Here is a 14,836-nt window from a genome sequence, read left to right as displayed (position 1 = left end):
TGGCGACATTCAGAAGTTGGCTGAAAAGAAGCGTTCGGGGGTACGGAAACAGGTCAGTCGACCGGTGTCTGTCGACGGGTGTGACGTCCGCCTCTTTGCTCCCCGAAACCCTCGTCGTCACACCCGTACCGCCCGGCACACCGCTCCGACCGGCGCAGCAGGACGTGGCACACGGCCGTGACGGCGGCCAGGCCGAGGGCGGCGCCCGCCGCGCCGGCCGGCGGGGTGCCGTACCAGAGCAGGACCACGGGGACGACGACGCAGCTGAAGGCGGCCCAGCGGATCACATCGCGCACGGTGTCCGGCGCGGGCGGCGGCGCGGAGGTGGATCGGCGACCGGGCATGACTCGTACTCCCTGTGGCGGTGGGGCTCATCCCGTTCAACGGCCGTTCGACCGCTCGGTCACCGGTCGTACACCTGTTGATCCTGTGCAAACCGCCTGTACGAGGCAGCAACCATTGCGTTACGGGCGCCGCTCGTGCATGCTCCGGTGAACCCCTCCGGACGTCGGGGGACCGCTTACGGAGCGTGCGCTGGATCTGGGCTCGGGAGGCGTGCCGCCGTACCCTTGGGGGTATGGGGTTGGGAAGATGTTTCCCGGACACAGCTCCGCCGCACACTGTCGTCCCACCCATAAAGGATCACAACGCCGAGACAGCCATGGCCGGTCACGAATTCTTCGAACCCGCGGACCGCAAGCGGCCGGTCGCCGACCCCACGGCGGCCGATCCCCTGGCGGCGGAAGAGCCACGCCCCATCTGCGACCCAGCCTTCCGGCACGGAGTCGTCGTCGGCTTCGACGGCTCCACCTCCAGTGAGCGCGCCCTCGCCTACGCCATCGGCATGGCCCACCGCTCCCACTCGGGTCTGATCATCGTCCATGTCGCCAACCGGCTGCCGACCACCGTGTGGGCCGGCTGCGAGCCACCCGTCTTCGTCGACGTGCCGGACCACCGCACCGAGGTCCTCGGTCTGGAGCTGGCGTGCGCGGACTATCTGGCCGAGGTGCCGTGGATCCTCGTCGAGCGGGGCGGGGACATCTGCCACGAACTCGAAGAGGTGGGCCGGGAGTACGAGGCCGACGCCATCGTCGTCGGCTCCACGCACGGCATCGTCGGCCGTATCTTCGGCTCCGTCGCCGGGCGGCTCGCCAAGCGGGCGCAGCGGCCCGTGATCGTCATCCCCTGAGCCTTTCAACTCCCTTTGTGCAGCGCGAAACTACTCGCGCGTAGAGGTGGTTTGTGCCCTTGTGAAGGGCATATACCGGTCACCGCGCAACAGCACAGCATGAAGGGAGCCCGCCGTGGACAACGAAGTCTCTGCGGGAAGCGGAAGCACCACCGTGGTCGGCCGACTCGCCCTGGGTATCACCCTGTTGGCGTTCGGGCTCGGTACCACCGGTGTCATCGACGGCGTGGCAGCGTCCGACGCCGTCTCAGTGGCCCACTATGTGGGCGGAGTTGCCCTGTTCCTCGTCGGTCTGCTGGCCTTCCGTGGCGGTGACAGCGCCTCCGGTACGGGATTCGTGGCCCTGGGTGCGCTGTGGTTCACCTGGGCCGTCGCCGGTCACTCCTCGGCCAACGCGGCCGGAGTCTTCCTGCTCCTCTTCGCCTTGGTGGCGCTCACCCTGACCCTCGCGGGCGGGGACAGCCTCGGTCAGGTCATGCACGGGCTGCTGTTCCTGGCGATGCTGGTGCTGGCTGTCGCGGCCTTCGCCGACAGTTCGTTCCTGACCAAGGTCGGTGGCTGGGTGGCCGCCGTGTCCGGTGCGGTGGCCTGGTACGCCGCGACGGCCGCGCTGGCCCACTGGCCGACGGCGCTTCCCGGTCGTGCTGCGGGCCGGGGGGTGACGGCCGCCGGCTGATTCGAGCAGCACTGAAGGGACCCCCACGTGGATGGTGGCACACGTGGGGGTCCCCTTTTTGCGCCTGAACCGGCGCCGCTCTCGCGGACGTGGTTACTCGCCGCGGGGGTTGCTCAATTGTCGCTTCGGCGGTCGCGTGGAATTTCCTACTCCACCGTGACCGACTTCGCGAGGTTCCTCGGCTTGTCTATGTCCCGGCCGAGGGCCTTCGCCGTGTGGTACGCCAGGAGTTGCAGCGGGATGCCCATCAGGATCGGGTCGAGTTCGTCCTCGTTCTTCGGGACGACGATCGTCTGGTCGGCCTTCTCCTGGTGCTGGTGGGCCACCGCGAGGATCTTGCCGCTGCGGGCCTTGATCTCCTCCAGGGCCGCGCGGTTCTTCTCCAGCAGGTCGTCGTCGGGGACGATCGCGACCGTGGGCAGGGCCGGCTCGATCAGGGCCAGCGGGCCGTGCTTCAGCTCGGAGGCGGGGTAGGCCTCGGCGTGGATGTAGGAGACCTCCTTGAGCTTCAGGGAGGCCTCGCGGGCCACCGGGTAGCCCCGCACGCGGCCGATGAACAGCATCGAGCGGGCGTCGGCGTACAGCTCGGCCAGCTCCTTGACCTTCTCCTCCTGCTTGAGGATCTCGGTGATCTGGTCCGGCAGCCTGCGCAGGCCCTCGATGATCCGCTTGCCGTCGCGGACCGAGAGGTCACGGGTGCGGCCCAGGTGCAGGGCGAGCAGCGCGAAGGCGACCGTGGTGTTGGTGAAGCACTTGGTGGAGACCACGCAGACCTCGGGGCCCGCGTGGACGTAGATACCGGCGTCCGCCTCGCGGGCGATCGCCGAGCCGACCACGTTGACGATGCCGAAGACCCGGGCGCCCTTGCGCTTCAGCTCCTGGACCGCGGCGAGCACGTCGTACGTCTCACCGGACTGGGAGACGGCCACGTACAGGGTGTCGGGGTCGACGACCGCGTTGCGGTAGCGGAACTCGGAGGCCGGCTCGGCGTCCGCGGGGATACGGGCCAGCTCCTCGATCATCTGGGCGCCGATCATGCCCGCGTGGTACGAGGTGCCGCAGCCGAGGATCTTCACGCGGCGGATCTGCCGGGCCTCGCGGGCGTCCAGGTTGAGGCCGCCGAGGTGCACGGTGGAGAAGCGGTCGTCGATGCGGCCGCGCAGCACGCGGTCCACGGCGTCGGCCTGCTCGAAGATCTCCTTGTGCATGTAGGTGTCGTGGCCGCCCATGTCGTACGACTCGGCCTCCCACTCCACGGTCGTGGGCTCGGCCGTCGTACGCGTGCCCTCGGTGGTGTAGGTGCGGAAGTCGTCGGCCTTGAGGGTGGCCATCTCGCCGTCGTCCAGGGTCACTATCTGGCGGGTGTGGGTGACCAGGGCGGCGATGTCGGACGCGACGAACATCTCCTTCTCGCCGATGCCGAGGACGACCGGGGAGCCGTTGCGGGCCACCACGATGCGGTCGGGGAAGTCGGCGTGCAGCACCGCGATGCCGTAGGTGCCCTCGATCACCCGGACCGCCTGGCGGACCTTGTCCTCCAGCTTCTCGGCGGTGGAGCGGGCGATGAGGTGGGTGAGCACCTCGGTGTCGGTCTCGGAGAGGAACTCGACACCGTCCGCCTCCAGCTTGCGGCGCAGCTCGGCGGCGTTGTCGATGATGCCGTTGTGCACGACGGCGACCTTGTTGTCGGCCGACATGTGTGGGTGGGCGTTGATGTCGGAGGGGGCGCCGTGGGTGGCCCAGCGGGTGTGGGCGATGCCGGTGGTGCCCTTGAAGCGCGCCGGGACCTTGGCCTCCAGGTCGCGCACCCGGCCCTTGGCCTTGACCATCTTCAGGCCGGGCGCCTTCGGCGAGGTGACGACGATGCCCGCGGAGTCGTACCCGCGGTACTCCAGCCGCTGCAGGCCCTCCAGGAGGAGAGGGGCGACGTCACGCTTCCCGATGTATCCGACAATTCCGCACATGTATAGGTATCCCGTATCCCTCGGCCCGTGGTCCGCGGCCGGTTCTCAGCCGTAGACGATGCGGCGCAGCTGCCTGAGCGTCAGCTCCGGCGGCGCCACCGCCCGGTATTTCAGATCCGCCTCGATCCGTTCGAAGATCTCCGCGTTCACCAGGCCCTGGGCCTGCAGTTCGCGGTGGCGGCGACGGACGAAATCCTGGGTCGTCTCGTCGAAAAAGGCGAGCACGTCCTGAATCACCCGCAGCGCCTCGCCCCGGCTCAGGGGCGTGGACCGCGTCAGATGATCAACAAGTTCGTCGTGCACCCGTAGATCCTGGAGTACCGCGGCCGGTTTCGCAAGAATCGTGCCCGATTTCGGGCAGAGGCCTGGGGCGGGGCTGTTGGACCTCTGTTCGCAGGCTGTCCATTCTGTGTCTTGCGTCTCGTTGCCCGGACCCACGAGTTTCGGACGCCATGGACATTCCTCGTATGGGAGTACCCGACCAGCTGGCCGAGCGCATGAGCATGGCCGAGCAGCACGAGTACCTGCGCGCCAGATTCTCCCGGCGCACCATGATCAGAGGCGGAGCCGTGACGCTCGGCGCCGTCGCCGGCGGCGCGTTCGTGCCGGGCGCCACCGCCCAGGCGGCCGTGCCCACGCAGCGCACCGCCTCCGCCACCGAGACGGTCGACGGTGCGCTCGTCGCCCCCTTCGGCCGCCACCTCGCCTACGGCAACGACCCGCGCACCGAGATGACCGTCTCCTGGCAGGTCCCGGTCGCGGTGAAGAACCCGTTCATCCGCATCGGCGCCCAGCCCTGGGACCTCTCCCGCAAGATCGAGGCCGAGGTGCGCACCCTCTACACCCCGGCCGGCGTCGGCGCGAGCGGCGACCACACGCAGTACTACCTGCACGCCAAGCTCACCCACCTGCGCCCCGGCAGGACCTACTACTACGGCGTCGGCCACGACGGCTTCGACCCGGCCGAGCCGCACCTCGCGGGCACCCTGGGCACCTTCACCACCGCCCCCGCCAACAAGGCGCCGTTCACCTTCACCGCCTTCGGCGACCAGGGCGTCAGCTACCACGCCCTGGCCAACGACAGCCTGATCCTCGGCCAGAACCCGGCCTTCCACCTGCACGCCGGCGACATCGCCTACGGCGACCCGGCCGGCCAGGGCAAGGCCACCGACACGGGCTTCGACTCGCGCACCTGGGACCAGTTCCTGTACCAGACCGAGTCGGTCGCAAAGCAGATCCCGTGGATGGTCAGTTACGGCAACCACGACATGGAGGCCTGGTACTCGCCCAACGGCTACGGCGGCGAGGAGGCCCGCTGGACCCTCCCGGACAACGGCCCGGACGCCAAGAACCTGCCGGGTGTGTACTCCTTCGTCCACGGCAACACCGCGGTCATCTCGCTGGACCCGAACGACGTCTCCTTCGAGATCCCGGCGAACCTGGGCATCTCCGGCGGAACCCAGACCAAGTGGTTCGAGGCCCAGCTGAAGACGTACCGGGCGTCGAAGGACGTCGACTTCATCATCGTGTTCTTCCACCACTGCGCGTACTGCACGTCCACGGCGCACGCCTCGGAGGGGGGCGTGCGCCAGGAGTGGGTGCCGCTGTTCGAGAAGTACCAGGTGGACCTGGTCATCAACGGCCACAACCACCAGTACGAGCGCACCGACGTCATCAAGGCCGGCGCCGTCACCAAGAAGCTCCCGATCGGCGGCACCGCCTACCCCGAGACCGAGGGCGTGGTCTACGTCACCGCTGGCGCGGCGGGCCGCAGCCTGTACGCGTTCAGCGCCCCGGACTCCTACGAGGGTCACGAGCACGAGGTCGACTCGGTCGCGTCCTTCATCAACACCAAGGACGGCAAGGTCAACGAGACCGTCACCTGGTCCCGGGTCCGCTACCTGAACTACTCCTTCCTGCGCGTGGACGTCTGCCCCGCGCCGAAGGGCCGCCAGACCACGCTGCAGGTGTCGGGCATCGCCGAGACCGGCGACCGCATCGACCACTTCACCGTGTCCCGCACGGCCAAGTAACTCCCCGCCGGGCAACGGGCGGTCCTCACACGCGCTCTCACATGCGCTTGAGGACCGCCTGCTTGGCCAGGGCGAACTCCTCGTCGGTCAGCACCCCGCCGCGGTGCAGCTCACCCAGCTCGCGCAGGCGCCGCAGCAGGGCGTCGTGGTTGTTCTCCGCGGCCGGCTCCTCGGCGAGCGGCACCGGCTCGCGGCGTACGGCGTCCCCCTCGGCGGGGGCCGCGGGATGCGGCAGCCGCGCCTGTACGGCGGCGGCCACCAGTGCCATCAGCGGATCCTTCTTGAACCCCCACAGCTCGACCGCGTTCGGGTCGTACTTGGGCGGGGCCGTCACCGGGGCGCCGCGCACCAGGAAGCGCAGATGGCCGTTCTCCAGACCGGCGGCCGGCTGCCACTCCACGCCGACGACGTCCGCGAGGGGGATGGTGCGGGGGCCGCCGGAGGACTTGGCGTCCTCCGTCTTCCAGTTCCACTCCAGCCGCACCCGCTCCCCGTCGAAGCTCGCCGAGCCGTCCCCGGCGGAGGCGGACACCGGCAGCGGCGGCCCCGGCAGCAGGTACCCGTCGACCGGGTCCGGTGAAACCCCGTCCAGCAGCAGGGCGTTGCGCACCTCGTCCGCGAAGTACTCGGCGACGCCGTACCGGTCGGACTCCACCGTCAGCTGGTACGGGTCGTTCGGCTCGCCGAGCCGGCCGCCGGTGGCCTGCGTCAGCGGATCGGCGCCGTCGCGCAGCCGCAGCCTGAGCCGCCCCGACCTCCGCCCCTGCTCGAAGGAGACACCGGCCAACGCCCCCAGTGGTACGGCGAGTTCGCCCAGCTCGCGGCGGAGCAGGCTCACGTTCTTGTCCCGCCCCGGGGTGAGCCGCAGGGCATCGCCGTCGAAGGCCCAGGTGCCGTCCTTCTGGATGATTTCCGCCATGGAGGGATTGTTTCATCGGATCTGCGGGAGAGTGGTCTCGACCACTTCTGAAGGGAGCGCATGTGAGACGGAACCACAGCACGACTCCCCGAACGACCCGCATCCTCGGTTCACTGCTGCTTCTGGCGGCGGCCGGGGGCTTCACCCTCGGCGCGGCCCCCAAGGCGCAGGCGGCCGCCCCGGGACCGCTGGACCGGGTGGTCCCGGCGCCCGCCTCGGTCACGCCCGGCGGGCACCCGTACCGCATCACCTGGGCGACCGGCGTCCACGTCGACGACTCCACCGAGGTCCACCGCATCGGCACGTACCTCGCCGGCATCCTGCGGCCCTCGACCGGCTATCGACTGCCGGTCAGCACCGACCAGGGCGCCGGAGGCATCCGACTCCACCTCGCCCAGGGCGACTTCGGCGCCGAGGGCTACCGGCTGCACAGCGACCCGGGTGGCGTCACCATCACCGCGAGTGCCCCCGCGGGCCTCTTCCACGGCGTCCAGACCCTGCGTCAGCTCCTCCCGGCCGCCGTCGAGAGGAAGACCGCCCAGCCCGGCCCCTGGCAGATCGCCGGCGGCACCATCGAGGACCGCCCCCGCTACTCCTACCGGGGCGCCATGCTGGACGTCTCCCGGCACTTCTTCACCGTCGCGCAGGTCAAGCGGTACATCGACCAGCTGGCGATGTACAAGATCAACGAGCTGCATCTGCACCTCAGCGACGACCAGGGCTGGCGCATCGCCATCGACTCCTGGCCGCGCCTCGCCGCCTACGGCGGCTCCACCGAGGTCGGAGGCGGCAAGGGCGGCTACTACACCAAGGCCGAGTACCGCGACATCGTCTCCTACGCCGCCTCCCGCTATCTGGAGGTCGTCCCCGAGATCGACATGCCCGGCCACACCAACGCGGCCCTCGCCTCCTACGCCCAGCTCAACTGCGACGGCGTGGCACCCCCGCTGTACACCGGCACGCAGGTCGGCTTCAGCTCGCTGTGCGTGCCGAAGGAGGTCACCTACGACTTCGCCGACGACGTCATCCGGGAGCTGGCGGCCCTCACCCCCGGCCGCTACCTCCACATAGGAGGCGACGAGGCGCACTCCACCAGCCACAGCGACTACGTGAAGTTCATGGACCGGGTGCAGCCGATCGTCGCCGAGTACGGCAAGACCGTCATCGGCTGGCACCAGCTCACCGGCGCCCACCCGGCCAAGGGTGCCCTCGCCCAGTACTGGGGGCTGGACGGCACCGGCGCGACCGAGAAGGCCCAGGTCGCCGCGGCCGCCCAGAACGGCACCGGCCTGATCCTGTCCCCGGCGGACCGTCTCTACCTCGACATGAAGTACACCAGCAGCACCAGGCTGGGCACGAAGTGGGCCGGCTACGTCGAGGTCCAGCGCTCGTACGACTGGAACCCCGGCAACTACCTCCCCGGCGCCCCGGCTTCGGCCATCCAGGGCGTGGAGGCCCCGCTGTGGTCGGAGACCCTGAAGACGTCGGCCGACATCGAGTACATGGCATTCCCCCGCCTTCCGGGCGCGGCCGAACTGGCCTGGTCCCCGGCGGCCACCCACAACTGGAACACCTACAAGCTCCGCCTGGCCGCCCAGGCCCCCCGGTGGGACGCCCTCGGCATGAGCTACTACCGCTCACCGCAGGTCCCCTGGCCGAAGAGCTGACCGCACACCGACGGGCACCCCGGAGGACCGTGCTCCGGGGTGCCCGTCGGAGTGTCGACCGCTGGTACGCCAGCAGGACTTCCTTAGATCATTTGCCGATGCAATCTGAAGGCAGCTGTGACGGCCGCCCGAATTGCATGTCGGATCGTTGGGAAATTTCCTGTCAGTAGGCGCTGTTGACGTTGTCGATCGAGCCGTAGCGGTGGTACGCGTAGTTGCAGGCGGCGGTGATGTTGGCGACCGGGTCGTAGATGTCCAGCGAGGTGCCCGGCACGTGGTAGGTGTCGAACGTCGGCTGGATCACCTGCAGCAGGCCCTTGGACGGGGTGCCCTTGACGGCGTTGGAGTCCCAGAGGTTGATGGCCTTCGGGTTGCCGGAGGACTCACGAATGATGTTGCGGTGGATGCCGTTGTAGGTCCCCGGAATCTTGTGCTCGGCCATGATCGCCAGGGAATGCTTGATCCAGCCGTCCAGGTTGTTGGTGTAGGTCTTGCCCGTGGACGACGACGTGCTGGTGGATGCCGCCTTGGTCGAGACCGCCTTGGTCGAGACCGTCTTGGTCGAGGCCGACCCGGTGGGCAGGGTGAGGACCTGGCCCGTCTGGATGATGTAGGGGCTGGTGAGGTGGTTGGCCGACGCGATGGCCTGCCAGCCGCCCGGCACGTGGAGGGATCGGGCGATCGACGTCAGATGGTCGCCGGCCTTGACGGTGTAGGTGGTCTTGCCGGTGGTCTTGTCGGTGGTCGTGGCGGCAGCGGCCTGAGCGGTGCCCGCGGCCGTGCAGGCCAGGGCGAACGTGCCGACGGTGACGGCGCCGCCGGCGAGGAATCGGCGGGACCGGGATGTGGTCTTGCGGGCATGACGGGGCATGGAGCGGTCCTTTTCCGAGAATTGGATCACCCGCAGTTGCCGATTCCCCTCGGCAAACAGCACTGCATTTCGTTTAGCGGTGCGCTGCGGCGGGAACATTGTTAATCCGCGGGGAATAAATCGGCAATTGCCCTCTTTACTAACCGGGCTAGTTGCACTTCGGTGCCGGGCCCCGTCAAGGCCCCGGGAAATCCGGAAGTTAAGGGCCGTGCCAAGTCCTAGGGGGCTTCGTAAGTGAATTGGGTCACGTGTCCCAGGTTAAACGACTCAATGGCTTAAATATGGAAATGACTAGACGTTGCGGAGAATTGGGTTAAATCGGACATTCAAGGAATAAGTCGGCACCTCGGAGGACCGTACTCCGGGGTGCCCGTCCGTTTGTGAGCCGTCAGAGGCCGGCGATCGGGTTCTTCAGCAGGCCCGCGAGCTGGAGCGCGCCGGAGGGATCGGTGAGGTCCACCATCTGCCTGTTGTCGCGCAGCTGGAGCCGGTTCAGGCAGGACAGGGCGAACTCGGGGGCGAAGATGTCGTACCGCCGGAACGCGTCGGCCAGTTCCGGCCTCGCGTCCTGGTACTCACGGGTGATCTCCGCGACCGTCCGCCAGAAGGCGTCCTCCTCAAGGATCCCCTCGGCGGCGAGCTGGGCGGCGAGGAAGCGGAAGAAGCAGTCGAAGACGTCCGTGAAGATCGACAGGAGCTTCTTGTCCTCGGGCACGTCGACGCGGATGCGCGCGACCTCGGGCGGCAGGACGGCGTCCGGGTCCATCACCGCGATCTCCTCGGCGATGTCCTTGTACACCGCCCGCTGCACGGCCCCGTCCTTCAGTACCAGGATCACGTTCTCGCCGTGCGGCATGAACACCAGGTCGTAGGCGTAGAAGCTGTGCAGGAGCGGGGTGTAGTAGGCACGGAGGTAGCGCCGCAGCCACTCCGTCGGGGTGAGTCCGGACAGTGCGATCAGCGCGCCCGCGAAGGAGGCGCCGGTGTGGTCCACGTGCAGCAGGGAGGCCATGGTCGCGAGCGACTCGCCGTCCCGCAGCGAGGGCACCGGGCTCTCCCGCCACAGCGCGGCAAGCATCTTGCGGTACGGCGAGTGGCGGTCGGTGGCCCGTTCGTACTCCAGGTGCCGGTAGCCGACCCCCGCCCGCTCCCGGATGATCGACAGGCCCGTCGACTTCAGCACCGGGTCGTTCTCGATCAGCCGGGCCAGCCAGTCGTTGATCGCCGGGGTCGCCTCCATGTAGGCGGCCGAGAGCCCCCGCATGAAGCCCATGTTGAGGACCGACAGGGCCGTCTTCACGTAGTGCTTCTCCGGGTGGGAGGTGTTGAAGAAGGTGCGTATGGATTGCTGGGCCAGGTACGCGTCGTCGCCCTCGCCGAGGCAGACCAGATGCCCGCGGGCCACCTCGGCGGCGAAGGTCACGGAGAGCTTGTTCCACCACTGCCAGGGGTGGACCGGGATGAGGAGGTAGTCGTCGGGGTCCAGGCCCCGGCCGGTGAGGGTGGTGCGGAAGCGGGTCAGCGTCGGCTCGCCCAGCTCCTTGCGCAGGAAGGACTCGTATTCGATCCCGGCGCCCGCCGTGAACGCGGCCCGCGAGCGGTGCGCGGCCAGCCACACCAGCCGGACGGGGCTCGCGGTCTCCGGGGCGTACGCCAGGTACTCGTGGATGGCGAACCCGAGCTGTCCGTTGTTCGCGACGAAGCAGGGGTGCCCCTCGGTCATCCCGGTCTCGATGGCCTGGAAGCCGCTGCCGGCCAGCTCCGCCGAGGTGATGCGGGGCTTGGTCAGCTTGTAGCAGGTGCCGGAGAGGGTGGAGGAGATCTCCTCCAGGTAGACCGGCAGGATCTCGTCGCTCAGGCCCAGGGACTTCCTCAGCTCGATGAAGAAGTCCAGGGCGGACAAGGGGAGTGCGCACCCGTCGCGGTGGCGGGTGATCGAGTCGGGGTCGATCTGCCAGTGGTCGAGGGCGCGGCGGACGGCCAGGAAGCGGTACGTGGTGAGGCCGTCGTCGCTGCGGACGGCGTACCGGCCGTCGTCGCCGGCCTCGGGTGCGATCAGGCGCTCGTGCGCGAACTCCGCGAGCGCCTTGCGGACGAGCAGGCGGTTGGCCGTCGCCCAGCGCTCGGGGGAGAGGTGGGCCACGGCGTCGGCGAGGCTCATACGGACACCCCCGTCGCGGCGGCGAACCGCTCGCGCGTGCAGAAGCTGAGCAGGGCCTGCTTCTCCGGCTTCCGGATCTCCCGCTCGGGCACGAACCCGACGGCCTCGTTCAGGGCGTGCACGGCCTTGTTGCCCACGTCCGGTTCGACCACGACCCGCCGCACCGCGGCGTCCTCGAAGAGGCGGGCCATCACGGCGGTGATCACGGCCCGCGTGAACCCGTGGACGGGCGTGTCGGTCGGTGCGACCAGGAAGTGCATGCCGACGTCCCCCGGCGCCGGCTCGTACAGGCCGACCAGCTCCCGGTGCGCGGGGTCGTACTGCTCCATCAGGAAGACCGGCTCCCCGTCGTGCAGCCCGAGGTATGCGTGGTGGTGTTCGTCCGCCGCGATCTCGATGTAGGCCCGCTCGACGTCCTCCGGCGTCGCGTCCCGCATCATCCAGAAGGACGCCTTGGGATGGGTGACCCAGGAGTGCAGGAGCTCGCCGTCCTTCAGCGGGTCGACGCTACGGAAGGTGAAGGTCATACGGCGAACTCCTGGAACGCGATCGTCTTCTCGACCGGGTAGTACTCGGTGCCGAGCAGCTCGCGGATGATGTACGAGTTGCGGTACGCGCCCATGCCCAGGTCGGGGCTGGTGATGCTGTGCGTGTGGACGCCTGCGTTCTGCAGGAAGACGCCGCGGCCGGTGACGTCGATGGCGTAGTTGCGGGCGACGTCGAAGCGGCCGTGGCCGTCGAAGAGCAGGCGGTCGCGGATCGGGGCGAGGAAGGCCGGGGGCTCGTAGTGGTAGCCGGTGGCCAGCAGCAGGCCCTCGGTGCGGATCTCGAAGTCCTTGTCCTGCTCGTCCTGGTGGAAGCCGAGGGTGTAGGCGCCGTCCTCGTAACCGGCCCGGGTGAGCGTGGAGTTGGTGAGGAGGCGGGTGGGGACCGGGCGGTCGCCGCTTTCGACGTCCTTCTGGTAGAGCAGATCGAAGATCGAGTCGATCAGATCCGAGTTGATGCCCTTGAACAGGCCCTTGTGCTGCTTCTCCAGCCGGTAGCGGGTCTCCTCGGGCAGCGCCCGGAAGTAGTCGATGTAGTCCGGGGAGGTCATCTCCAGGGTCAGCTTGGTGTACTCCAGCGGGAAGAACCGCGGGGAGCGGGTGACCCAGTCGAGCCGGTAGCCGTGGACGTCGATCTCGGCGAGCAGTTCGTGGTAGATCTCGGCGGCGCTCTGGCCGCTGCCGACGATCGTGATGGACTTCTTCGCCTGTAGCTGGGCCTTGCGCCGCATGTACTGGGAGGTGTGCAGGAAGTCGCCGGCCAGACCCTGGCAGGCCCGCGGGATGTGGGGGGTCGTCCCCGTGCCCAGGACCAGGTGCCGGGCGCGGAACGTTTCGCCGGCCTCGGTGCGGACGACGTACAGCTCGTCCTCGTACGTCACCTCGGTGACCGTCGTGCCGAAGTGGACGCTGCCGAGTTTGCCCGCCGCCCAGCGGCAGTAGTCGTCGTACTCGACCCGCAGCGGATAGAAGTTCTCGCGGATGTAGAACGAGTACAGTCTGCCCTTCTCCTTCAGGTAGTTGAGGAAGGAGTACGGCGAGGTCGGGTCGGCGAGGGTGACCAGGTCCGACATGAACGGGGTCTGGAGATGGGCGCCGTCCAGGAACATCCCGGCGTGCCACTCGAAGTCGGGCTTGGAGTCCAGGAAGACCCCGTTCAGGCCGGTGATGGGTTCGGTGAGGCAGGCGAGGCCGAGGTTGAAGGGGCCGAGCCCGATCCCCACGAAGTCGTGGGTTCGGCTGGCTTCAGGAGGCGCGGTCAAGGGGCTCTCCCAGGTGCTGCTCGGCGTGGCCGGCGATCAGGTCGAGGACGGCGGCGATGTCGGCCGCCCGTGTCTCGGGGTTGAGCAGGGTGAACTTCAGGTAGTGGCGGCCGCCGGCCTTGGTGCCCGCGACCACGGCGTCACCGGAGGCGAACAGGGCCTTGCGGGCGTGGAGGTTGGCGCGGTCGATCTCGGCCGGGTCGGTGACGGCCGCCGGGATGTAGCGGAAGACCAGGGTCGACAGCGTGGGTTCGACGACGACGTCGAAGCGGGGGTCGGCGGCCAGCAGCCGCCAGCCCTCGTGGGCCAGGTCGCAGACCTCGTCGAAGAGCCGCCCGATGCCGTCGGCGCCCATCACCCGCAGAGTCATCCAGAGCTTGAGGGCGTCGAAGCGCCGGGTCGTCTGCAGGGACTTGTCCACCTGGTTGGGGATGCGTTCTCGCACCATGCGGCGCGGGTTGAGGTACTCCGCGTGGTAGGTGGCGTGGCGCAGGGTGGCCGCGTCCCGGACCAGCACGGCGGACGAACTCACCGGCTGGAAGAAGGACTTGTGGTAGTCGACCGTGACGGAGTCGGCCCGTTCGATGCCCGCGAGGCGGTCGCGGCGCTTGAGGGAGGCGAGCAGTCCGCAGCCGTAGGCCGCGTCGACGTGCAGCCACACGCCGTACTGGGCGCACAGCTCGGCGATCTCCGGGAGCGGGTCGATGGATCCGAAGTCGGTGGTGCCGGCGGTGGCGACGACGGCCATGGGCACGAGGCCGTCGCGCCGGCAGCGCTCCAGCTCGTGGGCGAGGGCGACGGTCTGCATTCGCTTGTCGTGGTCGACGGGGACGGGGACGACCGCCTCCTGGCCGAGGCCCAGCAGTCTGGCGGACTTCTTCACGCTGAAGTGGCTGACCTCCGAGGCGAAGATCCGCAGTCCGGCCACGGAGTCCGTCTTCGCCTCCTCCCTCGCCAGAAGCAGCGCCTGGAGGTTGGACTGGGTGCCGCCGGAGGTGAACACGCCGTCGGCGGCGGGGCCGAGGCCGATCCGGGCGGCCGTCCAGTTGATGAGCTTGCGCTCGATGAGGGTGCCGCCGGCCGACTGGTCCCAGGTGTCGAGGGAGGAGTTGACGGCGGAGAGCACGGTCTCGCCGAGCACCGCCGGGATGACGACCGGGCAGTTGAGGTGGGCGAGGTAGCGGGGGTGGTGGAAGTAGACCGCGTCGCGGAGGTAGACCTCCTCCAGCTCGTCCAGGACGGCCGTGGTGTCGCCGAGCGGGCGGTCCAGGTCGATGGCGTCGATCCGGGGGGAGAGGGCGTCGACGGTGACGCCGGTGAACGGACGGTCGGTGGTGGCGAGTCTGGCCGCCACCCGCTCGACTCCTTCGGTCACGGAGCTGCGGTAGTGCTCCGCGGTGAGGCCATTGAGCAGGTGCGAGCGCATGTGGGGGTCCTCCGAGGGGACAGTCCGTGCGGGGGTTCGAACGGAAAGGCCGTTCTTAACTTAGGTTAGGCTAACCTAAGTTTCTTGGATCAAGACATGCCTCACCCGTGACCGGGGTCACGC

Annotated in this window: 13 protein-coding genes; 4 read left to right on the top strand and 9 right to left on the bottom strand. The window is 68.8% G+C overall.

Annotated features, from left to right (window positions below):
- Nucleotides 1–53: 53 nt before the first annotated feature.
- Nucleotides 54–344, bottom strand: a complete 291-nt coding sequence (locus ACIBJF_RS04785; protein ID WP_399172243.1) for a hypothetical protein — start codon at nt 342–344, stop codon at nt 54–56.
- Between the two features lie 317 nt (nt 345–661).
- Between ACIBJF_RS04785 and ACIBJF_RS04780 the strand changes: the two genes are divergently transcribed.
- Together ACIBJF_RS04780 and ACIBJF_RS04775 are read left to right on the top strand one after the other, a co-directional pair.
- Nucleotides 662–1,189, top strand: coding sequence for a universal stress protein (locus ACIBJF_RS04780; protein WP_351808640.1), 528 nt, complete (start codon nt 662–664; stop codon nt 1,187–1,189).
- 115 nt (nt 1,190–1,304) lie between these two features.
- Nucleotides 1,305–1,865, top strand: coding sequence for a GPR1/FUN34/YaaH family transporter (locus ACIBJF_RS04775; protein WP_399172242.1), 561 nt, complete (start codon nt 1,305–1,307; stop codon nt 1,863–1,865).
- A gap of 146 nt (nt 1,866–2,011) precedes the next feature.
- Here the strand turns inward: ACIBJF_RS04775 and glmS are convergent, their stop codons facing one another.
- Both glmS and ACIBJF_RS04765 read right to left on the bottom strand, forming a co-directional pair.
- Nucleotides 2,012–3,829, bottom strand: a complete 1,818-nt coding sequence (glmS, locus tag ACIBJF_RS04770) for a glutamine--fructose-6-phosphate transaminase (isomerizing) (protein WP_399172241.1) — start codon at nt 3,827–3,829, stop codon at nt 2,012–2,014.
- 45 nt (nt 3,830–3,874) lie between these two features.
- Nucleotides 3,875–4,132, bottom strand: a complete 258-nt coding sequence (locus ACIBJF_RS04765) for a hypothetical protein (RefSeq protein WP_351808632.1) — start codon at nt 4,130–4,132, stop codon at nt 3,875–3,877.
- A 164-nt stretch (nt 4,133–4,296) separates the two neighbouring features.
- Here ACIBJF_RS04765 and ACIBJF_RS04760 point away from each other — a divergent pair, with 164 nt between their 5' ends.
- A complete protein-coding gene (locus ACIBJF_RS04760; protein ID WP_399172240.1) occupies nt 4,297–5,862 on the top strand; it encodes a fibronectin type III domain-containing protein in 1,566 nt (521 codons plus the stop codon).
- 37 nt (nt 5,863–5,899) lie between these two features.
- On the opposite strand, the gene ACIBJF_RS04755 is transcribed toward ACIBJF_RS04760, so the two are convergent.
- On the bottom strand, nt 5,900–6,781 hold the full coding sequence (locus tag ACIBJF_RS04755) for a DUF4429 domain-containing protein (protein WP_399172239.1): 882 nt from the start codon (nt 6,779–6,781) through the stop codon (nt 5,900–5,902).
- Between the two features lie 62 nt (nt 6,782–6,843).
- Here ACIBJF_RS04755 and ACIBJF_RS04750 point away from each other — a divergent pair, with 62 nt between their 5' ends.
- The gene (locus ACIBJF_RS04750) at nt 6,844–8,448 is read left to right on the top strand and encodes a beta-N-acetylhexosaminidase (RefSeq protein ID WP_399172238.1); all 1,605 of its coding nucleotides are present in this window, start codon (nt 6,844–6,846) and stop codon (nt 8,446–8,448) included.
- A 163-nt stretch (nt 8,449–8,611) separates the two neighbouring features.
- Here the strand turns inward: ACIBJF_RS04750 and ACIBJF_RS04745 are convergent, their stop codons facing one another.
- The 5 genes from ACIBJF_RS04745 to desA form a co-directional block, all read right to left on the bottom strand.
- Nucleotides 8,612–9,319 carry a LysM peptidoglycan-binding domain-containing protein gene (locus ACIBJF_RS04745; protein WP_399172237.1) on the bottom strand — a complete coding sequence of 236 codons (708 nt, stop codon included), beginning with the start codon at nt 9,317–9,319 and terminating at the stop codon, nt 8,612–8,614.
- A gap of 388 nt (nt 9,320–9,707) precedes the next feature.
- Nucleotides 9,708–11,480, bottom strand: coding sequence for an IucA/IucC family protein (locus tag ACIBJF_RS04740; RefSeq protein ID WP_399172236.1), 1,773 nt, complete (start codon nt 11,478–11,480; stop codon nt 9,708–9,710).
- Entirely contained in the window at nt 11,477–12,007 is a 531-nt protein-coding gene (locus ACIBJF_RS04735) for a GNAT family N-acetyltransferase (RefSeq protein ID WP_399172235.1), read from the bottom strand. Before ACIBJF_RS04735 ends, ACIBJF_RS04740 begins: the two co-directional genes overlap by 4 nt.
- A complete protein-coding gene (locus ACIBJF_RS04730; RefSeq protein ID WP_399172233.1) occupies nt 12,004–13,287 on the bottom strand; it encodes a lysine N(6)-hydroxylase/L-ornithine N(5)-oxygenase family protein in 1,284 nt (427 codons plus the stop codon). The genes ACIBJF_RS04735 and ACIBJF_RS04730 overlap by 4 nt, the downstream gene beginning before the upstream one ends.
- Nucleotides 13,271–14,713: a lysine decarboxylase DesA gene (gene desA / locus ACIBJF_RS04725; protein ID WP_399172231.1), complete on the bottom strand. Its 1,443-nt coding sequence runs from the start codon at nt 14,711–14,713 to the stop codon at nt 13,271–13,273. The genes ACIBJF_RS04730 and desA overlap by 17 nt, the downstream gene beginning before the upstream one ends.
- Between the last annotated feature and the right edge of the window lie 123 nt (nt 14,714–14,836).

It is taken from the genome of Streptomyces sp. NPDC050743 (genome assembly GCF_044456925.1).
Taxonomy (GTDB): domain Bacteria; phylum Actinomycetota; class Actinomycetes; order Streptomycetales; family Streptomycetaceae; genus Streptomyces.
This window is presented reverse-complemented; position numbering and strand designations above follow the sequence as displayed.

Bases quoted from the DNA above. Each gene is read 5' to 3' on its own strand.
- ACIBJF_RS04785 (WP_399172243.1), bottom strand. From the start codon at position 344: ATGCCCGGTCGCCGATCCACCTCCGCGCCGCCGCCCGCGCCGGACACC.
- desA (WP_399172231.1), bottom strand. From the start codon at position 14,713: ATGCGCTCGCACCTGCTCAATGGCCTCACCGCGGAGCACTACCGCAGC.
- ACIBJF_RS04740 (WP_399172236.1), bottom strand. From the start codon at position 11,480: ATGAGCCTCGCCGACGCCGTGGCCCACCTCTCCCCCGAGCGCTGGGCG.
- glmS (WP_399172241.1), bottom strand. From the start codon at position 3,829: ATGTGCGGAATTGTCGGATACATCGGGAAGCGTGACGTCGCCCCTCTC.
- ACIBJF_RS04735 (WP_399172235.1), bottom strand. From the start codon at position 12,007: ATGACCTTCACCTTCCGTAGCGTCGACCCGCTGAAGGACGGCGAGCTC.
- ACIBJF_RS04745 (WP_399172237.1), bottom strand. From the start codon at position 9,319: ATGCCCCGTCATGCCCGCAAGACCACATCCCGGTCCCGCCGATTCCTC.
- ACIBJF_RS04780 (WP_351808640.1), top strand. From the start codon at position 662: ATGGCCGGTCACGAATTCTTCGAACCCGCGGACCGCAAGCGGCCGGTC.
- ACIBJF_RS04755 (WP_399172239.1), bottom strand. From the start codon at position 6,781: ATGGCGGAAATCATCCAGAAGGACGGCACCTGGGCCTTCGACGGCGAT.
- ACIBJF_RS04760 (WP_399172240.1), top strand. From the start codon at position 4,297: ATGGGAGTACCCGACCAGCTGGCCGAGCGCATGAGCATGGCCGAGCAG.